Origin of the sequence: Terrisporobacter hibernicus, from assembly GCF_020809405.1 — a bacterium.
GTDB classification, from domain to species: domain Bacteria; phylum Bacillota; class Clostridia; order Peptostreptococcales; family Peptostreptococcaceae; genus Terrisporobacter; species Terrisporobacter petrolearius.
In genome coordinates this window covers 3376839-3402975 of the sequence record NZ_CP081135.1, presented here as the reverse complement: position 1 = coordinate 3402975, position 26137 = coordinate 3376839, and the positions used below count along the sequence as shown (strand labels likewise).

Here is a 26137-nt window from a genome sequence, read left to right as displayed (position 1 = left end):
CTTATATAAAATTTATTTATATTATTGTAATAAGTTTTATTTTTTGTAAATATATTCCATTTATCTTGTTTATTCTTAGATCACATATTTATTTAAGCAAAAAATATGAAGGTGTTCTAACTATAATAAGTATTAGAACACCTTCATGGCTAAATTTTTATATCATTACAGTTGCCATCCAACAGCTTCTTTTCTTACATCAATAAATTGTTTATATATACCCTCTTCTTTAATCAAGCTATGATGGTCGCCTCGTTGTACAATTTCCCCATCATCTACAACTAAAATTTGATCTGCATTTCTAACAGTTTTCAATCTATGGGCAATCATAATTATAGTCTTATCTCTTGTTAATTCTTCAATAGCATCTTGAAGTTGTTTTTCATTTTCCGCGTCTACATTTGCTGTAGCTTCATCTAAAATTATAATGGGTGCATCTTTAAGCATGGCTCTTGCTATAGATATTCTTTGTTTTTCCCCTCCAGAAAGGGATGTTCCTCCTTCACCGATTACGGTATCATATCCATTTGGTAGATTTATAATAAAATCATGGCAACTAGCTTTTTTAGCTGCTTTTATTACGTCTTCTCTAGATGCATTATTACTACCAAATTTTATATTATTAGCCACTGTGTCTTGAAATAAATAAACATCTTGAAATACCATACTAATATTTTTTAGTAAACTATCTAATTTATATCTTCTTATGTCATTTCCTCCCAATGTTATTTTTCCCTTATCCACATCAAAAAATCTAGCTATTAAGTTGCATATGGTAGTTTTACCTCCTCCAGAAGGCCCTACAATTGCTGTGGTTGTATTTTGTGGAATATCAAACAACATATTATCAATTACTTTTCTATTGTCATAACTAAAACTTACATTATCAAAATTAATATCATAATTTTTAGGAATTATTTCACTACCCTCCACATCCATTACAGGAGTATCAAATACTGTATTAACTTTGTCTACACAATTATCCATTACTCTAAGAAGAGCAGAATAATTACCTGCTGATTCCAATTGTCCATAGATTATAAATGAACAAATTATCATTAATACACAGTTTATAAGAGTCATTGAATTATTTAAATAAAAATAGATTGAGGCTAATATTACTAATATTCCCATAGATTTTAGTACAAAAGTTTGAAGCCCCATAATAGGTATAAATGTTTTTTCCATTTTATAATTTATATCATTATTATCATCAATAGCTTTTATTACTTTTTGATTTGATTGATGTGATAAATTATAAGATTTCACTATGGAAATTCCTTGTATATATTCTAATATTTTATCTACTAGTCTGCTGTCACTTTCAGTTTTAATAGGTGATAATTTGTTTGATTTTTTCTGCATAATATTATTTACACCAAGAAAAAATAATATTCCTAAAAATATAAGAATACCTATTCTATAGTCATAAATCAAAACACATATTCCTATGATACACGTATTTATAAACCCTTGAGTAGATAGCATTATAACTCTTGTTGCCACATCTTGTAGCATTTCTAGTGTATTAGTAGTAATAGAGGTTATATATCCCAAGCTATTATCATTTAAATAACCCATTGGCACATATTTTAAATGCTGTGCAATATCAATACGTTTATTTGCACATAATTCATACCCCCCTATGGTTTGCTTCATTGTGATTTTGTTTTTTAGTATGGAACAACCTACTATACTTACAATCATAATACCTAAACTTAAAAACATGGTTTTCTCAGTCATATTATTTTCTAGCATATCTTTAAGTACAATGGCTATGGCAGGGATTCTTATTGCTTCAAATATGGAATAAAAAACACTCAATATAATAGAATCATAGAAGTGTTTTTTATATTTCCCAGAAAAATCAAAAAACTTATTAAATATTTTCAACATTATATAGCCACCTCTTTTCTATCTTTAACACTATTATGAGCTTTCCACATTTCTTTATATAATTTGCACTTTTTAAGTAGGTCTTCATGTGTTCCTGTGCTTTCTATTTTCCCATTATTAACAACTATAATTTGACTAGCATCTACAATAGTAGAAAGTCTATGAGCTATAACTATCAATGTTTTTCCTTTTACAAGTTTTCCTACAGCCTTTTGCAAAATCAATTTATTTTCTGGGTCTGTATATGCAGTTGCTTCATCTAAAATCACAATATCCGCATCTTTTAACATGGCTCTTGCAATACTAATTCTTTGTCTTTCTCCACCGGACAAATGACCTCCACTAGAGCCAGCAACTGTATTGTATCCATTTTCAAGTTTCAAAATAAATTCTTCGCATCCACTTTTTCTAGCTACTTTCTTTACATCCTCATCTGAGGCTTTTAGATTTCCCATACGAATATTATTCATTATAGTATCATTAAACAAATAACTATCTTGAGATACATAAGCTATTTTTTTATTAAGTATTTCTAAAGGTATATCTTTAATGTTTATTCCATCAATTTCTATAGACCCTTTATTCACGTCCCAAAGTGAGGCTATTAATTTAGCTATTGTAGATTTTCCTCCTCCTGATGGTCCAACTAATGCATTTACTTGACCACCTTTTATATTTAAGTTTACATTATTTAATACTTGTTTTTTATCATAAGAAAAGCATACATTTTTCAGTTTTATATTATTAAAGGATAATTTTTCATTTAAAACATTTGGTCTTTTTAAATCATCTTTTTCTAATACACTATTAATATCACCTATTATTGTTTTTATTTTGGCTATATCGTCTGAATAAGACACAGCTGTTATAAGTGGTGTCATAACTCCTAGGGCTAAAATTATAATATTTATAAAATTTTCTGAAGTTAAGCTTCCATTTATATAAAACATGCACCCAATAGGTAGTACTCCTATTAATACTGCTGGAAATACTGATATGGCAATTGAAAAATAAACATTGCATTTATCCATCCAATCTATAGCGGAATGAGCTGCTTCGTATGCTGCTTTAGTGAATTTTTCATAGGATAATGCAGATTGATTAAAAGCCTTTATAACTTTTATTCCTGCCACATACTCAACTGATGTGGCATTTAATATTTTGTTTTTGTTAATATAATTGCCATAATTTTTTTCATAATCTTTGGTCATCATCATATAACATAATATTCCAAGGGGAACGGTTATTAAAGATGCAAGTGCCATTCTCCAATCTATGGTAAAGATGTAAATAACAATTGCAAAAGGAACGAGTAAATTAGATGTCATTTCTGGAACAACATGGGCTAGTGTTGTTTCTATACTATCTATCTTTTCTACTATTATGGATTTCATAGTGCCTGAAGGTATGTTCAAAACATCTCCAAGAGGCATATTAGCCAATTTTTCAATAGATCTTTTTCTCACATTAGCTATAACTGTAAAAGTAGCTTTATGAGATAAGGTAGTTGATATGCTATGAAATAACACGCGCAAAAACCAAGACACTATACATATAACACAAAGATTAACATAATTATTAAAATCCTTAACTCCATTTACCAAATCAACAACTATTCTCGCAACCAAATAGTAGGGTAATATACTACAAGCAACTCCTATTACTGCACATATAACTGAAATTATATAATACTTTTTGTGATCACTTGCGAAATCAATAAGACTTGCAATAGTGCTTTTTTTATTCATTTATACCACATCCTTATTAAAATTCATTATTTCTATATCTTAATGGTGTAAACCCAATAACAGATTTAAAAGCCGCTGCAAATTTACTAGGGTTATCATATCCTAAATAATTAGCTATATTGCTAATATTGTCATTACTTTCCTTCAACAAAATACAAGCTTCATTCATTCTATAGGATTTCATATAACTATATATTGAATCTCCATATACTCCTTTGAAACATTTTTTCATTGTAGTTAGTGGATAATCAAATTTATTAGATAATTCTTCTAAAGTAATATGTTTATCCATATTTTTGATCATATATTTTTCAATTTCCTTTACTTTGTCCACTTGAGATTTTGTAAAATAATTTCTATCTTCTTTATCTTTATTTACATCTAAAGTTTTGAAAAAAAGTAACAACTCTAATATTTTTATTTTCAAATAAGAATCTCTTATTTTGTCATCTACTTGGTACAATTCATTAAAGACATGCTCTATCCCACTTTTTGTTCTCATTATAAATGGTTCGTTTTTTTTGCATAACTTGTCTTTTAGGTCATATAAATCCACATCAAAATTATCCAAAACTTTCTTTATGCTCTGATTAGCTTCGTCTAAATAGAAAACCACTGTTATACCAGTATATTTTTTTAGAGGAAATCCAAATATTTTTCCATGATGCTCTCTTATACTTATTTGCATATCCCCTTGTTTCAAATACAAATAATCATTATTGTGACATATCCACTCCATTCTGCCTTCTTTGCAATAATCTATACAAAACATATTAATGTCGCTTTTAAAATTAGACGTACACTCCCTCATATTAAATTCATTATAAGTAATATAAACTCCAGGAAATACTTTATATGATTTGAATCCACCACTACCTGTATTATTTTTTATCTTGAATATTTCTGGATTATTACCTTTTATAATTTGGTCAAAACTTTCAAATACATCAAATGAATATCTTTGTGATAAAAACATCCCCACCCCTCCTACTATATTAATCTTTTTCACGATACAGTTAGTTTCAACTAACTATATAGTAGCAAATATATTTGTCTTTCTTCAACTCCATATTGGTTTTTATAATCCATTTGGACGTTGACTTTAGACTTATTGTTTTTACATAAAATTTATGATAATGTAAAATTAATAGAAATGGAGGTAACTTATGAAAAAACAAGAATCTATAGAAAATTATTTAGAAACTATTTTAATACTGTCTAATAGATTAAGTTCAGTTAGATCCATAGATATAGTAAAAGAACTAGGCTATAGTAAACCTAGCATTAGTGTTGCCATGAAAAACCTTCGTACAAAAGGATATATAAACATGGACGATGATGGCTATATTACTTTAACTACTGATGGAAATAATTTAGCAAAATCCATTTATGAACGTCATATAGTTTTATCTAAAGCTTTAATGTCAATTGGTGTATGTGAAGAAACTGCAAAGGAAGATGCCTGTCTTATAGAGCATATTATTAGTGAAGAATCTTTTGAAAAAATCAAATTATATCTAAGTAAAAAATAAAAGTATAAATGATTGTATTAAAAAAGTGATATAACCCATAAATTTTCATGAGATATATCACTTTTTTATAAGAAACAATAAATAAAAGTAGCATATATTTTAATTATTTTTTCACATTATTATAGTTTTCCAAAGCTTTTTTCCAATTGATCACATTAACCCAATTATCTATATAATAAGCCCTGTTATTTTTATACTGCAAATAGTAAGCATGTTCCCACAAATCTATACAAATAATCGGTGTTAAATTATCTGATATAGGTGAGTCTTGATTAGCTGTTGTAATTACAGATAATTTCCCATCACCATCAGATACAAGCCATGCCCATCCTGATCCAAATACACTTGATGCAGCTTTCTTAAATTCATCCATAAAATTATTATAAGTTCCAAAATCTCTTTCGATTGCCTTTTTCAATTCACCAGAAGGAGCCGTTTTACTAGGTGTCATAATAGAAAAGAAAAACTCATGATTATATACTCCACCAGCATTATTTTTTACAGATTTGTAGATTTCTTTTGGTAGAGAATCTAGATTTTTCAACAATTGCTCCAAAGAATAACTTTGGTATTTGGGGTAATTGTCCAAAGCTTTGTTTAAATTAGCTACATAAGTTTCGTAATGTTTATCATGATGATATGTCATAATTTCATTGCTTATAAATGGTTCTAAAGCATTGTAGGAATATGGCAGTGGCACTGCTTTAAATTCTTGAATGTCCTTTAACCCCAAGGAAAATATACTTATGTAAGTTGTAAAAAGAAGTAAAAATCCAAATCCTACTGCTAATAATTTTTTTCTCATATTTTATCACCTCAACAATAGTATGTCTTAAATAGTGCAAAAATATTTTACATTATAAAAGAGCCTCTGAAATTTTCATAAGCCCTTATAACCATTACAATTACTTTCTTCACCTAAACCATTATTATAATCCAATTGTATAATATTACAGCATATCTATCTCATTTAACCTGGCCAAACATGCTTACAATTTAATGTTATATTTTGACACAATAAGACAATATTTAGAATATATTACTTTAAAGGAGGTGATTTGTATTAATATATTCTATCAATTATTAAATAAAATAAAACACCCATTTACAAAGTCCTTAAGCAATACAATAGATGATAATTTAGTAAATATAATGACAGAAGAATTTACAACAGAGTCACCTACAGTTAGTATGGATATATTATTTCCCATTCCAAAGGAATTTTTAAAATCTCCTAATAAAGAACTTACCCCTCAACTTTGCTGCTCATACATTTATGATTTTCAAGTATTAGATTCTTTGGATAAGTATTATACACCTATTGATAATCCATGTGGTAAAGATTTACCACAGATTATAGGCACATATTATCTTAATAACAAGTATGTAAGTTGCTCGGTTTCCTATAACGTAGCCATTTTGCAAAATAGTGATGTGTTTGCTTTAGAAAGGAATTTTTATACTGTGTTACCATTTTTATATTGTGGAGGTCAATATATTAAAAACCCAACAGAAGAAGACTTTGTTGTTAATTTAAATGTATTAGAAAATCCTGTAAGTCCCATAGGTGAAACTGAAGAGTATTATTTCTATCAAATTACTGTGGAAAGTAATATTTCTTTGATTACCTTAGTAATTGTTGATGAAAGTGATGTTAATACTTTGAGACAGTTAAATAGTATTTTAGGTAAACCAAGTAATAATAATTCCTTTACTTTTAATGAATTATCCTCTATTACAGATTTATCTTATAATTCTGTTGATACAAGTAGTATTGATTTAGGTATATTTAGATATTTGCCTAATTTAAGAAATTTAACTATGACTAATTGCCAAATTGATTCAATTTTTCCTCAGATGTTTACCTTAGGTAACTTAGAAAATTTAAATTTATCTAGTAATAATTTAAATTCCTTGCCTGCTGAAATTGTTGGTTTACCTCATTTACAATCTATAAATTTAAATAATAATAAACTTGCTTATTTGTCTGTATTTGAAAATACTAGCATTGCAGTTATGGCTAAAAACCAAGAAATTCATATTGATATGCTTGATAAAAACACTATTTCTAATAGATATGAATTAGACTCAAGCTTTTTGCGTGACTGTGATAATAATGTTTGTGATGTAGAATCTACTACAGGAAGTGTAACTGGAGGTATTATATCATGGAATAGCACTGAAAGTGGCAAAACTGTTGATTTTCAATTTACTAATCATGATAACTTCTCTGGTAATGTTTTTGTATATTTAAAAGATTATAATTATACTATTACTGATGAAGGTGTTATTACTAAGTATACTCCTCAAAATCCTTTAGTTACTGATGTGAGTATTCCTAAGTTTATTAATGGTATTGAGGTAAAAGTTATTGGAGAAATGGTCTTTGCCGGGTACAGTAATTTAACTTCTATTATAATTCCTAATAGCGTTACTTCTATTAGGAGCTTTGCATTTTTCTATTGCCCTAATTTAACTTCTATCATAATTCCTGATAGCGTTACCTATATTGGTGGCAGTGTATTTGATTATTGCAGTAATTTAATCGCTGTAACTATATCATGCAAATTATACTATCCTTATAATAGCTGGATTCATTATTCTCATATAAGTACCCTAACAATTACTGCCTCATCAGAAGATATAGATCCTGACTCTGATTTTAGCATATTACTGAATTTCTGGACAAATTGCGCAAATAATCTAAATTTAGATACTTTTTATATTAGAGGTAAATACCTAGTTATTGATGGAGAAACAAAAAACTTAAATTCATAAAGTGTTTGAGTATATAATCGAGTGGCTCAATGCCACTCGATTTAGAATGAGCAAAATATTTCGCATTATAAAAGGCTTATGAAATTCTCATAAGCCCTTATAATCCTTGCAATTACTTTCTTCATCTTCAGTTTTCAAAATCATTTCACATCATATCTATCTGCGTTCATTACTTTATTCCATGCATATACAAAATCCTTCAAGAACTTAACCTGAGACCCTTCACTTGCGTAAACTTCTGCAATGGCACGAAGTTGGGCATCAGAACCAAAAATAAGATCAACTGGAGTTCCTTTCCACTTTAGTCTTCCTGTTGTTCTATCACGTCCTTCAAATATTTGTTCATCGTTAGAGCTAGGTTGCCAAACTGTATCCATATCTAAAAGATTAACAAAGAAGTCATTTGTAAGAGCTTCTGGTTTCTTTGTAAAAACACCATATTGAGATTTTTTATAGTTAGTGTCTAACACACGCATACCACCTAATAAAACTGTCATTTCAGGAGCAGTCAAAGTTAAAAGCTGTGCACGATCAATTAATAATTTGTCTTGCATCATTGAATATTCTGGCTTTACATAGTTTCTAAATCCATCTGCTTTTGGTTCAAGTACAGCAAAAGATTGAATATCAGTTTCTTCCTGTGATGCGTCTGTGCGCCCTGGAGTGAAAGGAACTCTGATTTTATATCCTGCTTTTCTTGCTGCTTTTTCAATTCCTACACATCCTCCTAGCACAATCAAATCTGCCAAGGATACTTTCTTATTTACTTTATTTGATTTTAACTGTAAGTAATTAAAGTCTGATTGTATTTTTTCAAGAATTTGTAAAACCTTATTTAATTGGTCTGGTTCATTAACCTCCCAAGACTTCTGTGGTTCTAGACGAATTCTTGCTCCATTTGCACCACCACGTTTATCAGATCCTCTAAATGTAGATGCAGAAGACCAAGCTGTATAAACAAGCTGTGACACGGATAAATCAGACTCTAAAATTTTATTTTTAAGATATTTAATGTCTTCTTTGTTAATTTGTTCATAATCAGCTTTTGGCACAGGATCTTGCCATATAAGTTGTTCTTTTGGAACCTCCGGACCTAGATACCTTGAAATAGGGCCCATATCTCTATGGGTCAATTTAAACCACGCACGTGCAAAATCATCAGCAAATTTTTCAGGATTATTCATATAATTTCTAGCAATTGGCTCATATATTGGGTCAAAACGAATACCTAAATCAGCCGTCGTCATCATTGGACGATGCTTTATAGATGGGTCATGGGCATCTACTATCATATCTTCCTCAGCTACATCTTTAGCCAACCATTGATAAGCTCCCGCAGGACTCTTAACTAATTCCCAGTCATACTTGAACAATGTTTTAAAATATCCCATATCCCATTTTGTTGGGTTTGGCTTCCATGCACCTTCAAGTCCACTAGTAATTGTATCAATACCTTTACCTGTTTTATAACTATTTTTCCAACCAAGTCCCTGTTCCTCAATAGGAGCAGCGTCTGGTGCAGGTCCAAGATATGTGGCTGGAGCTGCTCCATGGCATTTTCCAAATGTATGCCCACCTGCAACAAGGGCCACAGTTTCTTCATCATTCATAGCCATACGAGCAAATGTTTCTCTAACATCTTTTGCAGACCCAACTGGATCTGGTTTTCCATCAGGTCCTTCTGGATTTACATAAATAAGTCCCATCTGAACTGCAGCAAGAGGATTTTGGATTTCGTTTGTACCAGGAATTTTGTTACTTCCAAGCATCTCCTCTGTAGAGCCCCAGTAAATTTCTTGTGGTTCCCAAACGTCCTCACGTCCACCACCAAATCCAAAAGTCTTAAGTCCCATAACCTCAAAAGCACAATTACCTGTTAATATCATAAGATCTGCCCAGGAAATTTTATCGCCGTATTTTTGTTTGATTGGCCAAAGCAACCTACGAGCCTTATCCAAATTAGCATTATCAGGCCAACTATCTAATGGTGGAAACCTTTGAGTTCCATCACTTGCTCCACCTCTACCGTCCCCTACTCTATAAGTACCTGCACTATGCCATGCCATACGAATAAACAGAGGTCCATAATTCCCAAAGTCTGCCGGCCACCAATCCTTTGAATCTGTCATTAAATCATATAAATCTTTTTTCAATGCATAATAATCAAGTTTTTCAAATTCTTTAGCATAATTAAAATTACAACCCATTGGATTACTTAAATTAGAGTTTAGGTGAAGAATGTTTAGATTTAACTTATTAGGCAACAAATCCATGTTGTTTGTTGTAGCATTTGACATTCTAGTTCTTCCAGTAAATGGACATCTCATCTCTCCCATTTCATAATAACCCTCCTTTACTTTAATGTATTAAATGTTCCATTACATAATATGTAAATAAATTTTTACTTATGCAATATCACATTTGTGTTTCATATAGGGCTGTAATCATTAATACTATTTATATTTGTCTATAAATTTATCAAGTTCACTATTTATCTTATTCTCATTGCCTGTCATTAAGTGGCCACCACTTTCAAATGAAATAAAAGTACAGTTTGGAAATCTTTCTACAGATGATTTAGTACGACTGTACACTGCCATTTTATCATCCTTTGCATTAAAAACAATTGTAGGAACTTTTAAATTCTCCACATTATACTGGTCAAAGTTTTTATTCATATCTGTATTTACTACTTTAGAGTCAAATACTATTCCATCACGTTTTTCATTTATTGGAAGAATCTCATTAATAGTACTTCTATCCATTCCCATAAGGGGTTCAAACAAAGGACTGATAAGCCACATTGTGAAATTGTTACAAACTTGCTTAGGTGGGCCAACATATTCTTCATTTGTATCTGGTTTAACTGAATATGGCATAGATGAGCAATATAATATAAGTCCCTTTGTTCTCTCAGGATAATCTAGAGCAAATCTTATGGCAGGCGTTCCTCCTGCTGATGTTGCAAGTACATAGACCTTATCTATTTCTAACTTGTCAAGAAGCTCTTTATATGCTTTTGCTTGATCCTTTACTGTTGCATTTTGTGGCATATCACTTCCTATATATCCAAATCTTGATGGAGCAATTATTCTATAATCATCCAACCTATTTTTTAAAGCATCATAAGCTTGATCATATCCACCACAAATTCCATGACAAATAAGGACAGCTTCTCCACTTCCCTTATCTATATAAGTCATCTTTCCAAAACTAGTATTTATGCTTGAGGTCATTTTCGTATAAGAATTAAGGCGTGTATTAGCCCTATCAATACATATAAAATATCTAACTACAATTAATAATAGAAGGAAAGCTAAAGCTAAAAGAATTATTTTAAAAAACATACTCATTTTCATTAATTATTCCTCCAATCGATAATTATCAGAAAAAACTCTTACATGCTCTTTTATCATAAGTTTTAGTTCATCTTCCCTGGAGTTATCTATATCGTACATTTGGAACATTAGAAAAATTGGTGCATAGAAGTGCATTGCAATTATTTGAGGATTTTCCTGTCTAAAAAATCCATCCTTTACAAATTTATCAAAGATGTGAGATTCATTTTCTATAGGACCACTGATAAAAGTTTTATCATAAATTTCTTTGGCATAATCGTTGTTGTATTGTTCTCTACATAGGAGTTTTCTATAACTTGAAACTACATTGTCTTTCACATAAAGTTGAAATATATTCCATGATATTTCACTTAGTTTCTTTACTGCTAATCTTTTGTAATCACCACTTAAATCTTGGCTTTTTATGTTTGGTACTGCATTTTTTAGATAGGTTTCTTTTAGGCGTTTGTCTACTTCTTCGATTATTTTGTTTAGTATATCTTCTTTATTTTTGTAGTGTTTGTAAAGTGCGCTTTGGCTTATACCAATTACTTTTGAGATGTCTCTGACAGATACTCCACTGTATCCTTTTTGTGAGAATAATTCTAAGGCTACTAATAAAATTTTTTCTTCTGTTTTTAAGTTATCCATAAATTTTACCCCTTCTAATAAATATATAATTAAACTTTATATTTGGTGAACGATCGTTAACTAAATTGTAGTTAACGATTGTTCACTTGTCAATTTATATTTTTGCCTAATGCTGATGACATGTAGATTCCATCTTTGGGTGTATTTAAATTATTAAATTTAGGCATAATTTAAGGGGTGTATCAAAAATGATACACCCCTTGAGATTTTTTATTAAAGTAACTTAATCAGCTCTTCTAAATCCTCTGATAAAGTTCTTGCACGTTCAAAATCAGTATCAGCTAAAGCTAATGCTACTTTTGTTTCAACTGATTTTTTCTTTTCTTCTATTGCTAAATAGTCTTTATCAAAATGATTAGCATAAATCATTCTTCTAAATTTTTTCATACTCATTTTTCTAACTGTCTTATCTTCAATAAATAAAACATAGTCTGCACAATTAACTATAAAATGATAATCATGAGAAATCATTAAAATAGCGCCTTTATAATCTTCTATAGCTTTTTCTAAAGCCATTTGTGAATAAATGTCTAAGTGGCTTGTAGGCTCATCCATTAGTAACATATTTGCCCTACTTGCAGAAACCTTAGCTAGTTGAAGTATATTTTTTTCTCCACCAGACAAAGATTCTATCTTTTGTGTAAGTGTATCTGCATCAAAACCATATTTTCCAACATATCTTCTAATCTCACCATAAGTTTCAAATCCTACATCGTAGAACTCTTGAAGGATTGTATTAGATTCATTTAATGCTTCACCTTGATTTTGTGATAAATAAGCTACTTCTATGTTTTCATTTATTTCAATAGCTTTGTTATTATTTTTAAATATTTCTTTTAATAAAGTAGTTTTTCCCACACCGTTTGTACCAATGATAGCCACTTTATCCGTAGATTTTATCTCAAAATTAACATTTTCTAAAAGTACCTCATCAAAGGCAACGCTGTAATCTTCAACTTTCAAAGCAATAGTTTCTTCTATTTCATTATTTGTAACTAAGTTTATATACGGTTGTTTTATATCTACAAATGGAGCTTTGATTCTACGCTCTTCTAATCTTTCTTGGATTTTTACCCTAGCTTTTAAAGCTCTTCCTCTAGAAGCATCAGCATTGTAAGTTGCTTTTTCTCTTAATATATCAATTAAAGCTTCATTTCTAGCAATTTCTTCTTCATCAGCAAGAGCCATTTCTTGTAACTCTATTTTAGTTTGAAGTAAAGATAAGTTATAATCAACATATCTTCCATCAAATTCTTGAATTTCCGTATTTTCAAGATGAACAATTTTATTAAAACAATGATTAAGCAGATATCTATTGTGTGTAATAACTAAAATTGTTTTTTTGTGAGAATTAATTAAATCTTTAAGAGAATTAAGATTTTCAAAATCTAAGAACACATCTGGCTCATCCATAATTATTAAATCTGGATTATTAAGCATTTCCTTAATTACTTGAATAAGTTTAAATTCCCCACCACTAAGTTCACATATCATTCTATCTTTATGCTTGCTTAAGTTTGCAAGATTTAGTTTCTTGTTGATGTTACTTTCAAAATCATCCCCATCAATTGCCTCAAATGCGTCTAATGCTTCTTGGTACTTTTCTAATAAAGTTTCAATATCATCAGATGTTCCCATTTCAGCGCAAATAGATGATATTTCATCTTGTAGCTTAATGAAGGGTTCAGCTATATATTCAAAAACTGTAATTTCCTTTGTTTTGTCTACTTGTGAGAACTGGCTTACATACCCGATTCTACAGCTTGGATCCATTTCTAACTTACCATCAAACATATATCTTTCTGGGTCCATAATTATATCTATAAGTGTACTTTTCCCGCTACCACTCGCTCCTATAAAAGCGCAGTGTTGATTCTCTTCTAATGTAAATGAAACCTTATTGTATAGATCTTTTAGCGGAAATGAGTAAGACAAGTTGTCAATTTTTATCATATTATTACCTCTCTTTATGATTTAAAAAGAGCTTATAAAAATAAGCTCTTTAATATATATTATAACGACATTTTTTTAAATTTTCTTTTGATAGCATAACACTTTTTACAACTAATTTCAATGATTTTATATTTTTAGCTAACAAGTTATATTAACTCTTTATCTCCACTTATTTTGTAAAATACATATTACATCCAGTAATAGCTCTTATACCTAGTATGCTTAATTTCTCTCTTGATATTATTTATAAAATTATTAATTTGTAAAGTTAGAGTTTGAAAAAGTACCCTTATCCTATATAATCTTTTATTTTTTGGATTTCTTTCTTCGGATTTTGCCACCAATCCTTACTCCAAATTCTTACTATTTTCCATCCTCTTGACTCTAAATATCTTTGTCTGTGTATATCTCTTTCTCTTGCTTCTTTTGAACTATGGTAGGCTGCACCATCACATTCTATTCCTAATATATATTTTGAATTATTCCTATCATATATCCCTAAATCAATTTTATAACCTGAAACCCCTATTTGAGTATCTACATCAAATCCCTCTTTACTCAATGCATCATATACCTCTTCTTCAAATACACTATCAAAAGTAACTGCGATATTTCTTTCTACATCACTATCTAAAATACTATTTAGTACTATTGATGCTCCCTCTTTGTTACCATCAGATACATTTCTCACATATTCAAGATATTTTTTCAGTAATTTAGGTCCTCTATTTTTAGTACTTTCAACATTTGATAATTGTTCTGGTTCAATAGACGTTATTACATAAATCTTTTCTTTAGCCCTACTTATAGCAACATTTAGCCTATTTTCTCCACCATCTTTTGATAAAGATCCAAAGTTTAGAGATACTCTATTTTTTTCATTTGGAGCATATCCTGTAGAGAATATTATTATATCTCTTTCATCCCCTTGAACATTTTCAATATTTTTTATAAATAAACTGATATCCTCATTATTCTCTATTCTGCTTTTTTCAGCATTATATAAATTTCTAAATTCTATATCATTAGAGCACTCATATTCTAGCATATCTTCAATTAAATCTTGTTGGCCAATATTAAAGGTTATAATTCCTATAGATTCATTACTTTTCCTAGTATGCAATATTTTTTTTACAAGCTTTACTACTTCTTTAGCCTCAATTTCATTTTTTCTATCTATCCATCTACCATCTACTTTAACTCTTTCTATTGGTTTATCTTTAGCTAAATCTGTTTTTACAGTATTAGGGGATACATCTAATTTCCCACCGTAGAATGCATAGTTAGAGAAGTTAATAAGCTCATCATATTTTGAACGATAATGATAATTAAGACAAACTGAATCATAATTTACTTTAGCTAAATCTAATAAACTTTCTTCTTCTAAAGCTGCTGCTACCTCCAATTCATCATGTTCTTCATCTTCATCAATTTTAGCACTAAATGTTGATGAAGGCCTTAGCTGTTTATCATCTCCCGCTATTATAACCTTATTTCCTCTATAAATAGTCGGTATTGCAGTTTCTATAAACATTTGAGATGCCTCATCAAATATTACTATGTCAAACATTCCAGAATCTAAAGGTAATATTTCTGATACAGTTTCAGGACCTAAAAGCCAACATGGAAATAAATCAAGAAGTAACTTATCAAATTCCTTTACATACCTTCTAATTGGCCATAATTGTCTTTTCTTTTTAGCTTGTCTTCCAAACTCTTTTGAAACTTGTCTACTTACGTTACTTTCTACATTTTCTTCAAATCTATCATTAAGTTTATCTAATATATATTTAGGAACTAATCCTCTTCTTCTAACTAAATTCATATTTACATCATATACAATATTTGAAAACTCTTCATAAATATCAATATTTACTCGTTCACATTTTTCTATTTCGTTTATTTGATATAGTATGGTAAACTCAAGAATCTCATTTAGCAGTTTTTTCCCCTGATTTTCATTATTTGATTTTTCAAATATATAATTAAGTATTTTTATAGATGTATTTTCTAATTTATTACTTTTAAATTTAATTTCACTTACTTCTTCATATACTTTAAATGCTTCAATTATATTATAAATATATTCATTTAAGTTGTAGCCAGTAATCATTTTTTCTTTATATTCAAATTGTTTATTTTCTAAAATTATAGAATCAAGTATTTTCATGTCTGATTTAAATTTATCTATATTATCTTTTATTAACTTAAGCTCTTCATAAATAATCTGGTATCTTTTTTCATACTCTACTTTATTTTTATATTTATTTTCTTCAATATATTTTTCTATATCTTTTTTATATCTGTTTAATTTATTATATATTTCATTTTTTCTATATTCATACTCTTGTTTATTATTCCTTTTCGTTACTTTTACATATTCTGTTATATCATTTCTATATTCAGTTAATATTTCATGGATACTTAATTTTCTTTTGTTATATAGTTCTTGATTATCAATTTCTTTTTGTTTATTAGATTTCTTATTCTTCCAATATTTTAAAGTATACCATTTACCATAATTTATCGGTTCTAGTAAATAGTTATTTGTTTCTTTGTTTAAGTCATCTGCTAACTGCAAAATTTCACTTTCTTCAATAACTACCTCTAAATCGGTATATAACTCTAGATATTTAGATAAATATTTTTTATTTTTCACTTCTATTTTATCTTCATATTCTTTCTTAGTTAAAGTTTTTAATAAAAATGAATTTTTACTTTCATTAATTTTACTAGCTAAATCTTTTATTTGTGTATTAGTGACTTCATCCTCTAACTCATTATGCAATGAGATTAGTTGTGTAAATTCACCCTCTGTTTTATATGTTACTTTAGATATATAGTCTTCTTTCTTTAAAGAGTTTAATAAAAATGAATTTTGATTTTTATTTATTTCTCTTGCTAATTTAACTAAAACTTCATCTGAAACTTCATCATCTATGTTTTTATAGTACTCAATAACTTCCATATAATAGTTCTTGTCTTTATAACCTATATAAATCTTATTCTTGTATTCAGACTGTATTTCAGTTAATTTATTTTCAAAGTCATCTATATCAAACCTGTCCAATCCATCTTTAATATTTAATAACATTGGATATTTATTAACTAATTCTTTATATTTATAATAATCATTAAAAATATTTTTATTTTCTATATCTTCAATACTATCTTTAATTTCGTCGTAGGTATTATCTTTTAAAATATTGTTTATTCTAAAAATTCTATAATCCTCATACCTAGAATCTTCTTTACTATTTATTTGTTTTGAATTTGAATACATTTGTTGTAAAGTCATTCCAAACTTTCTGTTTTTAGTTAATGTATATCCTAATACTTCAAGTCTTTCTATATTTTTATCAATAGATTTAGCTTTATCATACAAACTATTGCTTAAATCATCAGTTTGAGAATATGCAGCGTCTTCTATTCCATTAACCACTTTTGCATAAAAAGCTTTCTTATCTTTATTTGCATCATGTATTATTATAGCTTTTTTACTTAACTCACCTAATCTATTATATATAACATCCAGAGCCGCTCTTTTTTGAGAAACCATAAGAATTTTTTTATTTTTTGCCATAGCATCAGCAATTATATTTGATATTGTTTGTGATTTTCCAGTTCCAGGAGGACCATATATAACTAATTGATTAGTTTCATTAACAGTTTTAACAGCTTTTTCTTGGCTAAAATCTAATGGAGTTATGAAATAATAATCCTCTTCTTTCAATTTTCTATTTCTATAATACTCATTTGATTCATTTAAATCATACTCATTTTGTGGTTCATTTAACAAAAGCTGATTTAATAAATGATTTTCTGAATCATCTTCATTTATTCCATTGTATATCTTTCCTAAATCCTGATAGTCATCATAAATTGAATTAGCAACAGGAAATTGCCCTAAAATTAAATAAGGATTTAAAAATAACTCTCCATATTTGTAAATTGAATCTTCTTCTCTTTTTCTTTCTACAAATTTTGTTGATAATTCTTTGTTCTCTCTTTGTATATAAATTCCATACTCAGATAAATACTTCAATAAATCGTCTATACTTTTGAATGATCCTTTTATACTTTCATACTCAGTTTGAATTTTATCAACTTCAATGGAATTGTACTTTGATATTGCGAGAAGAAATACTTTGTTTAATAATATGTCCTGTTCTAATATATTTTTTAGTTCCCAATTTCCCTTATTATCAATTATTCTTATTGGAAACATTAATAAAGGAGCCTTTACAAATGTACCATCTTTAAATCTCCCCTCTACAAAATTATATCCAACATATAACTCATATCTACCAGTCTCTTTTTCAACAGCATTTATCTCTCTAAGGAGATAATTAATACCTTTAGATAGATCTGCTATATCTTCAGACTTTTTCTTTACATCTTCGCTCTTTTTTCGTAGTTTTAATTCCAGATTGTCTTTTATCAGTTTTTCTTTATTCTTTTTAGTTTCATCATCTAAAGATTTATCACTCCCAATTTTTAAAAGTTCTAAACTTTCTTCTTTTTTAATTTCTGCTTCTATCAAGGATAGATTTTGCTGTAAATACTTTACATGATCTTCTAGCACCTCTATACTAGAATTTTTTCTATCCATTATAAAATTAATAATGTCTTCATCTATATTTTTATTGAATTTTTTTAATTTATGTAAATCAAAAGCTCTTTTTTTATATAATTTCCTAGTAACTAAACTTCTATTTCTTGCACTAATATTTACTAGTCTTTCTTTATATGTATTTAAAATACTTTCCATTACTCTACTATCTCTCCTTTATTCCCCTAAAATTAATTTTCTAGTTATCCAAATGTTAAATTTTAATTATAAATATTCACTTTGTAAATTATATTTATAACTTCCACAGCTTATACTATAGTAAATATAGTCTTTCAACCGGCAAAATTAATTATACTATGCATCTTCGTTTATTATTGTCGTATTATGTAGAATTAGAGAAATTTATTATAAAAACGTTTATCTTCTCCATAGATAATATTTTTATAATAAAAGTATGATATGTATTACCTTTCTGATAGACCTACACATTTTTGTGTACACCTAAAAAAATAGAATCAGATAAGTCTGATTCTACTATATTTACTACGAAAATTTTACCCCTAATTTCTTTAGCACTAATACATATACTTATTTACTAGTTTATAACATCTCTCCCTAGTTAATTCAACTTTAACTGAACCATATTCTAACGGAGCCATTGTACCACCTTCATATTCTGAAGCTGCTTCATCTGCTTTACTATCTCTATACTTTATCCAGTTTATTTGTTTATTTTTTAAGTCACTCATTTCACTTTCTGATAACTGAGTTTTTAATACTCCATATATTTCATTTAATAAATCATCCCACTTTAAGTAGCATTTGCCTATTACATTTCTTAACTCAAGGGTAGATCCTTCAGTGAATTCTGGTGAATTTTCTAAATCTTTTACTTGTCGCTCTACTTCTGCTAATCTTTTTATGTAATCTTCTTTTTGTGAGCTTTTAGTAGTTGTTGTATTATTCTTAGTTTGTTCTTCTACCTTTTTATCCGCTTTATCTTCTTCCATAAGTTCATTACACTCTTTTTTTACTTTTTCTGCTGCTTCTTTTACTATATTTGTCTTACTATTTATTTTATGTATTGTCTCGCATATTTGTATAGAAACAGTGTAATTCTTTTTTTCTTTAGAATCTATGGCTTCTACCAAGTTCTTTGTTTGGCTGTATAATGAATTTAGTTCTTCATCTCCTTCTTTTTCTTCCTTTGCTAAAGTGAAAAAGTTTAGTGCTTTTTCGTATTCTTGGTTAGCAATTGCCACTTTTCCTTCTTCCATGTACTTTTCAAAAGATTGACTATCCTCTTTGCTACACCCCGTTATAGAAAGTATGCATAGCATTAGTGTTAAAATTATTTTTTTCAATTTACTTATTCCCCCTATATTTTTATACCACCTTCATAATAGTTACTTCACATATATACTAAAATTTATCCAATCCGAGTGGAATTTTTTATATATACTCTAATATCTTCATACTACCTAAGCTCATTGGCTATTTCGTCATTATTAATAAATCCAATTTATTAAATAACTTAAGTTTGTAATTATTAACTACTTATTTTTACAATTTATATCTATATAAATAGTACTATTATATAAACATAAAGTCTATTATGCATTTTAAAATATTAATAAAATAATAAATTTATAATCATGACCAATAACAAAAGTGGTGCAGTAAATATTTGTGTAACCTTTTGCTAATACATTAGCCTGTGGTTACCAATTTATTTTATTGGTAACCACAACTACTATTACACAATTCTTAAGATCCATTGTAAATAATTACACTTTCTATTATTTTTCATAAGAAACTTGTTACTGCTCTTACTATTTTTCACCATTAATTTCCACAATACTCTGTTCAAGTACTATCTTTTCTCTCAACTTGTTTTTATCCTTTTTAATTGTTTTAATCATATTATATTTTTATGAATTACATACAAGCTCTCTTTATACAAAAATAACCTGGGGCGTTTAACTCCAGGTTTTTATATTTATTACTTGATTCATATGTAAGTGTATAATTTCCTTTTTACTAATCACATAATTATAATTTAATTACTCTCTTATAATCCTTTTTATTTCTTTTTTTAGTTTTGGATCAAGATTTTTATTTGAATATACTTTTTCCCATTCTTCATTCAATGACTTCTTTTGATCTTCTGAAAGAGTTTCTGAATTATAAGGATTAAAACTATCCACTATTTCATTACTATCAAAATCAACATACTTGCATAAGTCTTCTATATTTTGAATTACAAACTTCATATTTTCATATGACATAAATTCACCATCTCTTCCATTTTGGGAAAGATAATTTCTTAATTGAATATTTTGATTTATTACATTAAAATATTCACCTGAAGCATCCATTACATCATTATTAGAATTTATATATCTAACAAGCTCAATTTCTCTTATCAACTTCTCTTTTTCAGTTAAATCTTTATAATTACCATTAACAAAACCAACTAAGCCAAAGTCCCAATCAGGATCTAAAATACTCTCTTTACGCTCTTTAATTTCTTCGTCTGTAAAATCAAGCTTTTTAAGTTGTTCTAAATTTTTATCAATTTCTTTATCCCTAATTTCTGTTAATTGGTTAATATTTAAGTCTTCTAGTTTTTTTGACTTATTATCACTATTTCTAAATATAAATACCGCTGATAATATAGCGCATATTATTAAAATAAAAACAATTAAACTTACTTTTTTATTTTTTATCATTTGTTCACCCCTGTTTCCCCTGATTTTGCTGCATTACCTATTCCACTAAATGATGATTAAGTCCACATAATCAACTTAATTATATCAAACTAAAAGTTTATGTAAATAAATGGAAACAAACTTGTACCCTTTCAATATCTTAAGTTTAATGTGAACTATAGTATTTTGAACATCTATACAGATACAAATCATACTAAATTGCATTTTAGTGTAGCAAATTAATACATTATATGATATGACAGTGTGATGTACCATCTTCATAATAGTTACTTCACATATATACTAAATTTTATCCTATCAGAGTGGATTTTTTTTATGTATACTTTAATATCTTCAAACCCTCTAAGCTCATTGGCTATTTCATCATTATTAATAAATCCAATTTCACATTTTACAATATTATTATTTTCATAAAAATACGAATTAATATATATGCAGTTATCTCTATCTTCAAATCCAAAATCCATACTAATGTTTTTACCATGCTTTATCTTTTTATTAAATAACTCAAGTTTATAATTATTAACTGCTTTTTTATTTTCACAAAAATGTAAATAATCAAATGAACCGTAGATAAAAATATCCTGTCCATACTCGGAGATTTTATTGTATGTTTTGTATCCTTTTGGTTGGAATGTATAAAACTCTTTTTCCATAAAATCTGAATATATGTATTTCAAAGGCTTTGGCAGGTTATTATTTTCCTTTGTAGTCATATTTTTATTAAAAGCAGATTTAAAATCATTTAATAAACTACCAAAACTAAAACCATTTTTATTTTTACTTTTTAGTGTGTTTTGTCTAACTTCCTTTAAACTTTTTTCAAAACAACCGATTTTATAATCTAAAGACTTTTCATCACAAAACTCACACAGTAGTCTTAGGTCCTCTATGCCTTTAGATATAACTTTTATAGCATTTTCATATTCATTTCTTTCTTTATATATTAAATACAATCTTTCATAGACAAAGGGCACACTGTACCCTATTTCTATAGCTTTTTCATAATTTAATATGGCATCAGATATATTTTTATTATTTTCACAATCTACGCCTAAAGTTACAAATTGATATGCAATTTCTTCATTTGCCAAACGGATTTCTAATAATCCTTCTCTTGCTTCACTTTTTTCTTCTAATTCTTTTTTGTATTGTAAAATTACTTTATATTCATCCTCTTTAACATATATTTTAAATCTAGGTTTATCTAGAAACATATCTTCTAATTGAATTATTTTTTTAGAACATAAAGATAACTGTGAGTTAATTTCCTCATTTGTTATAAATCCAATATGTCCTTTATTTAACTTATTATCTTTTTCATAATAAGCATATATGTGGAAAATATTATTTTCTTCTTTTAGTTCAAACAATACCCTATGCTCTTTATCATAATTTAAATTTGAATATAAAGGACTTATATTTGCATCGTAATTGTATCTATCATAATAGAAAAATCCATCATTAAGATAACTAACTCCTTCAAATTCTGTATACCCTTCTGGTTTTCTAGTTTCAAATTTTGGAACGCAAACACTATAACTTTCATTTTTTTTAGTTATAAAGGGTAAATCATTTATATTTTTTATTTTTGTTTCTTTCTTATATAAGTCATCTTTACTTTCTTTTATTATGTTTAGATATTTAGAATTATCTAAATTTATTATATTACTTTGCATATTTTCTAATTCAAATTCACTGTGCTTAAGTTTCAATGGACAATATGTTTCATCAACAATATTTGTGTATTCCATTTCAAAACAGGATGTCACATCTTCTATATATAAACCACCTTGTTGGTCAAATTCATTTTGCTCATCATCATTGCAATAAACATTATTAACTTGTCTTATATTTCCACTATATCTATAAACCGAAGTGTAATCACTAGTATTTTTTATACTTCCATCATGATTATAACTTGACCCTGAATAACAAGATGATTTTACACTTCTAGTCTTTGGCTTATATGCTTTTAATTTGATTTGTTTGTAAGAATATGAACTACTCTTCCCACTTGATTTTGACTTTGTAAAACTCTTAGATGAAGTTTTTTTGTATAAACTAGTAGTAGTTCTGTTATATGTATAATTATATAAGGCCTTTTTAGGATTTTTAATTACTCCTACACCCTTTTTCCCATATCCTGGACTTGTTAATTTTTTTATACTTCTTGTTGCTCTTCCTTTTGTCTTAGCACTAAAACTTTTTTTGTAACTTGGTTTTCTAATGCCTACTTTCATAACTGTCTCCTTTTTAATCTGTACTACATTCATGTGTATTATAACATAAGTTTAACAATGTCTCTATTTCTACAGACAATCATCTAATTTCTTCACCTACTTACCTAATATATATGAATAATTAGAGCTTTATTTATAATGAAAAAGGCATACACATTTTTGTGTATGCCTTTTCCCAATCATAAATATTAGATTAACTTTTTTATATTATTTAAAATCCTTTTCAAATTCATCTATAGCATCTTTTAATAAAGTTACACTATAAGCCATAGATGGTCCTCCACCAAATCCTACAGCAACCATAGCAGCCTCTATTATTTCTTCTCTTGTAGCTCCAAGCTCTAATGATTTATAAACATGATAAACTATGCAATATTCGCAACGGTTGTACACTCCAATAGCAACACTCATAAGTTCTTTAGTTTTTGTGCTTAAAGCACCTTCTTTGTAACCAGTATTTAAAAGTCTCATAAATGCATTAACATTTGACTTATTAGTTTCTGCAAGTTCACCTAACCCCTGTGTAAATGAATTTAATATTTCCCTAACATCTCTTTTCATAATATCCTCCTTAATTTAATGTCATAGCAATAATTGCTATAGCAAGTATTTAAGAAAATTGTAGCACCTTGTGCTACTGTTGTAAAGTATTTACTGTGATTTATTTATATTTTTTACCATTTTATTTAGAACTTCTTTGAAAGTTTCCAAATCTTCTTCACTGATTCCTTTAATACAATCTTTTGAGAACTTTTCTCCTATAGGTAGTATTTCATCTCTTTTTTCCATTCCCTCTTCTGTAAGAAATAACTTGGTGATTCTTCTGTCTTCTAAATCTTTTTCTCTTCTTACTATGTATTCTTTTTCCATACGATCTACTAATCTAACTATTGATGATTCGTTGGAATCTAGTTTTTTAGCTAAATCTCTTTGAGTTATTCCTTCATTTTTACCTATATAAAATAAAGCCGTCCATTGAACTCTTGTAATACTATGTTCTTGAAGTCTTTGGCTAAATAAATCAGTAATCTCTTTGTTGTATTTATTAGTCATAAAAGCTATACAATCTTCTAGATTAAACATATTTATCTCCTCTTTTATATTTGTTTTTCATATTAAATTTATTATAAGCTCAATTTTAGTGTATCACTAATAATATGATTTAGGCAAATAAATTAACAAATACAAAGGTTCTTCATTTTCAGTAAAATAATAATTAAATCTCCAATATATGGTATTATAATTTATACGGAGGTGTTTTATGAAAGCTTTATCAATGGATGAATATTTACATAATTTACAATTTTTAAATACAAAAAAGGAAGAAATACAGACTATTAATGAAAACAACTTGTCTGTAATAAATGAATTGGCAAATTTTATTTCTTCAAATACACATTATGAGAATTTAAATACATTTATTTCTTTGGCTGATATTATTGTTGAATTTATCGAAAAATTTAACAATAATCAAATAAGCTCAAATGAATTAAAAAAATACTCTTATAACTTAAAAATCATTTTAGAAAATCTTCAGTTAGAATTAAAGAAACAATTAATGATTAATTTTTATTTCTACGGTGAGGATAATTTAGGAATAATAGAGAACAATCTTATAAAATACAATATTAAAGAAATATATGATGAAAATGAACTTAAATCATTACAATTGAAAGAAAAGAATGGAACTGATTATAATATTTTAGTTTTTAATAAAGATATCACTCATATTGATAATAGATATTTTGACGAAACTATAGATTATTCTAAAGTAGGTAATTCTCTAAAAAACCTGACTAAAATTTTATATACAAATAATTATGACTATAGTTACTTGAGTAATTCATTAATAGAAAGTATACAAGGAGATGCCAAAGCTATTATTGTTGGTAATTCTTACCCTTTAGTTGGTATAGAAGAACAATTATTAAGTAAAAACACAATTAATTTATCAATGCATTCTCAAGATTTATATTACTCTTATGAATTAGCAAAAAAATCTATATCACAAAATAAAAATATAAAACAATGTATATTAGGTATTAGTCACTATGTGCTAAATCATGATTTGTCTAAAGGAGAAAGTTCATACTCTAAAAATATGATAGAAAAAATTTATTATCCTTTATTAAATGATGTACATAACTACACTAAAACTAATATACCAACTCAACAAACATTAAATGATTTTGCCGCAGATATACTAATAAAAAGCTTTTTTGATTTTGATAAAATAGATTATCATTTCAGAAAACAAATTTATACTAATAATAAAACCTATTATAATGATTTAAATCCAAGAAATGTAAATAATTCATTTATGGATTATACCATGGATGAAAAAGAAAGCATAGGTTATAATAGAGCAAATCAACACAACAAATTATTTAAATATGATAATACAAAATCAGAATATGAAAATATATTAAAAGAGTTTATAAATTGGTCTAAAAGGGAAAATGTAGAATTAATAATAGTTATTTTGCCTACAACAAAATATTATTTTAATAATCTAAAAATTGAGTACAAAAATGATTTTGATAACCTTATAGAACACTTAAAAGATGAAGATGATGTTAAAGTAGTTGATTTGAGAAATTTAGATTTTGATGATTCTGATTTTGCAAATTCTGATCATCTTAACCAAAAGGGCGCTTTAAAATCCACAAAATATCTAAATCAAATATTATAAA

General features: G+C 27.6%; 17 protein-coding genes. 3 read left to right on the top strand and 14 right to left on the bottom strand.

The annotated features are described in order from the left end of the window. Positions 1-165: 165 nt before the first annotated feature. The 3 genes from JW646_RS16415 to JW646_RS16405 are packed head-to-tail and all read right to left on the bottom strand — an operon-like array spanning position 166 to position 4620. A complete protein-coding gene (locus tag JW646_RS16415) occupies positions 166-1896 on the bottom strand; it encodes an ABC transporter ATP-binding protein (protein ID WP_228415680.1) in 1731 nt (576 codons plus the stop codon). Next, a complete protein-coding gene (locus JW646_RS16410; protein WP_228415679.1) occupies positions 1896-3644 on the bottom strand; it encodes an ABC transporter ATP-binding protein in 1749 nt (582 codons plus the stop codon). The genes JW646_RS16415 and JW646_RS16410 overlap by 1 nt, the downstream gene beginning before the upstream one ends. 16 nt (positions 3645-3660) lie before the next feature. Beyond that, on the bottom strand, positions 3661-4620 hold the full coding sequence (locus tag JW646_RS16405) for a helix-turn-helix domain-containing protein (RefSeq protein ID WP_228415678.1): 960 nt from the start codon (positions 4618-4620) through the stop codon (positions 3661-3663). A gap of 190 nt (positions 4621-4810) precedes the next feature. Between JW646_RS16405 and JW646_RS16400 the strand changes: the two genes are divergently transcribed. Next, positions 4811-5176 carry a metal-dependent transcriptional regulator gene (locus JW646_RS16400; RefSeq protein WP_206923767.1) on the top strand — a complete coding sequence of 122 codons (366 nt, stop codon included), beginning with the start codon at positions 4811-4813 and terminating at the stop codon, positions 5174-5176. A gap of 103 nt (positions 5177-5279) precedes the next feature. Here JW646_RS16400 and JW646_RS16395 read toward each other — a convergent pair whose 3' ends face one another. Beyond that, entirely contained in the window at positions 5280-5981 is a 702-nt protein-coding gene (locus tag JW646_RS16395) for a superoxide dismutase (RefSeq protein ID WP_228415677.1), read from the bottom strand. 194 nt (positions 5982-6175) lie between these two features. Between JW646_RS16395 and JW646_RS16390 the strand changes: the two genes are divergently transcribed. After that, entirely contained in the window at positions 6176-7954 is a 1779-nt protein-coding gene (locus JW646_RS16390) for a leucine-rich repeat domain-containing protein (protein WP_228415676.1), read from the top strand. A gap of 140 nt (positions 7955-8094) precedes the next feature. Here the strand turns inward: JW646_RS16390 and katG are convergent, their stop codons facing one another. The 10 genes from katG to JW646_RS16340 all read right to left on the bottom strand — a co-directional run bounded on the left by katG (position 8095) and on the right by JW646_RS16340 (position 24527). After that, entirely contained in the window at positions 8095-10290 is a 2196-nt protein-coding gene (gene katG, locus JW646_RS16385; RefSeq protein ID WP_228415675.1) for a catalase/peroxidase HPI, read from the bottom strand. A gap of 117 nt (positions 10291-10407) precedes the next feature. After that, complete coding sequence (locus JW646_RS16380; protein ID WP_228415674.1) at positions 10408-11313, bottom strand: alpha/beta fold hydrolase; 906 nt, start codon at positions 11311-11313, stop codon at positions 10408-10410. Between the two features lie 3 nt (positions 11314-11316). Beyond that, the gene (locus JW646_RS16375) at positions 11317-11943 is read right to left on the bottom strand and encodes a TetR/AcrR family transcriptional regulator (RefSeq protein WP_228415673.1); all 627 of its coding nucleotides are present in this window, start codon (positions 11941-11943) and stop codon (positions 11317-11319) included. Between the two features lie 213 nt (positions 11944-12156). Further along, positions 12157-13896, bottom strand: coding sequence for an ABC-F family ATP-binding cassette domain-containing protein (locus tag JW646_RS16370; RefSeq protein ID WP_228415672.1), 1740 nt, complete (start codon positions 13894-13896; stop codon positions 12157-12159). Between the two features lie 289 nt (positions 13897-14185). Then, the gene (locus JW646_RS16365; protein WP_228415671.1) at positions 14186-18667 is read right to left on the bottom strand and encodes an AAA domain-containing protein; all 4482 of its coding nucleotides are present in this window, start codon (positions 18665-18667) and stop codon (positions 14186-14188) included. Between the two features lie 377 nt (positions 18668-19044). After that, positions 19045-19833 carry a lysozyme inhibitor LprI family protein gene (locus JW646_RS16360; RefSeq protein WP_228415670.1) on the bottom strand — a complete coding sequence of 263 codons (789 nt, stop codon included), beginning with the start codon at positions 19831-19833 and terminating at the stop codon, positions 19045-19047. 699 nt (positions 19834-20532) lie between these two features. Continuing rightward, a complete protein-coding gene (locus tag JW646_RS16355) occupies positions 20533-21201 on the bottom strand; it encodes a hypothetical protein (RefSeq protein WP_228415669.1) in 669 nt (222 codons plus the stop codon). A 266-nt stretch (positions 21202-21467) separates the two neighbouring features. Next, a complete protein-coding gene (locus JW646_RS20240) occupies positions 21468-23444 on the bottom strand; it encodes a tetratricopeptide repeat protein (RefSeq protein WP_331478030.1) in 1977 nt (658 codons plus the stop codon). Between the two features lie 207 nt (positions 23445-23651). Beyond that, on the bottom strand, positions 23652-24005 hold the full coding sequence (locus tag JW646_RS16345; protein WP_018591274.1) for a carboxymuconolactone decarboxylase family protein: 354 nt from the start codon (positions 24003-24005) through the stop codon (positions 23652-23654). A 90-nt stretch (positions 24006-24095) separates the two neighbouring features. Then, positions 24096-24527: a MarR family winged helix-turn-helix transcriptional regulator gene (locus JW646_RS16340; protein WP_074915993.1), complete on the bottom strand. Its 432-nt coding sequence runs from the start codon at positions 24525-24527 to the stop codon at positions 24096-24098. A gap of 178 nt (positions 24528-24705) precedes the next feature. Between JW646_RS16340 and JW646_RS16335 the strand changes: the two genes are divergently transcribed. Then, the gene (locus JW646_RS16335) at positions 24706-26136 is read left to right on the top strand and encodes a hypothetical protein (protein WP_228415668.1); all 1431 of its coding nucleotides are present in this window, start codon (positions 24706-24708) and stop codon (positions 26134-26136) included. The last annotated feature ends 1 nt before the right edge of the window (position 26137 follow it).

Coding starts and splice junctions, on each gene's coding strand:
- katG (WP_228415675.1), bottom strand. CDS start 10,290: ATGGGAGAGATGAGATGTCCATTTACTGGAAGAACTAGAATGTCAAAT.
- JW646_RS16410 (WP_228415679.1), bottom strand. CDS start 3,644: ATGAATAAAAAAAGCACTATTGCAAGTCTTATTGATTTCGCAAGTGAT.
- JW646_RS16395 (WP_228415677.1), bottom strand. CDS start 5,981: ATGAGAAAAAAATTATTAGCAGTAGGATTTGGATTTTTACTTCTTTTT.
- JW646_RS16355 (WP_228415669.1), bottom strand. CDS start 21,201: ATGATAAAAAATAAAAAAGTAAGTTTAATTGTTTTTATTTTAATAATA.
- JW646_RS16365 (WP_228415671.1), bottom strand. CDS start 18,667: ATGGAAAGTATTTTAAATACATATAAAGAAAGACTAGTAAATATTAGT.
- JW646_RS16370 (WP_228415672.1), bottom strand. CDS start 13,896: ATGATAAAAATTGACAACTTGTCTTACTCATTTCCGCTAAAAGATCTA.
- JW646_RS16390 (WP_228415676.1), top strand. CDS start 6,176: ATGTTATATTTTGACACAATAAGACAATATTTAGAATATATTACTTTA.
- JW646_RS16345 (WP_018591274.1), bottom strand. CDS start 24,005: ATGAAAAGAGATGTTAGGGAAATATTAAATTCATTTACACAGGGGTTA.
- JW646_RS16380 (WP_228415674.1), bottom strand. CDS start 11,313: ATGAAAATGAGTATGTTTTTTAAAATAATTCTTTTAGCTTTAGCTTTC.
- JW646_RS16335 (WP_228415668.1), top strand. CDS start 24,706: ATGAAAGCTTTATCAATGGATGAATATTTACATAATTTACAATTTTTA.
- JW646_RS20240 (WP_331478030.1), bottom strand. CDS start 23,444: ATGAAAGTAGGCATTAGAAAACCAAGTTACAAAAAAAGTTTTAGTGCT.
- JW646_RS16400 (WP_206923767.1), top strand. CDS start 4,811: ATGAAAAAACAAGAATCTATAGAAAATTATTTAGAAACTATTTTAATA.
- JW646_RS16340 (WP_074915993.1), bottom strand. CDS start 24,527: ATGTTTAATCTAGAAGATTGTATAGCTTTTATGACTAATAAATACAAC.
- JW646_RS16375 (WP_228415673.1), bottom strand. CDS start 11,943: ATGGATAACTTAAAAACAGAAGAAAAAATTTTATTAGTAGCCTTAGAA.
- JW646_RS16405 (WP_228415678.1), bottom strand. CDS start 4,620: ATGTTTTTATCACAAAGATATTCATTTGATGTATTTGAAAGTTTTGAC.
- JW646_RS16415 (WP_228415680.1), bottom strand. CDS start 1,896: ATGTTGAAAATATTTAATAAGTTTTTTGATTTTTCTGGGAAATATAAA.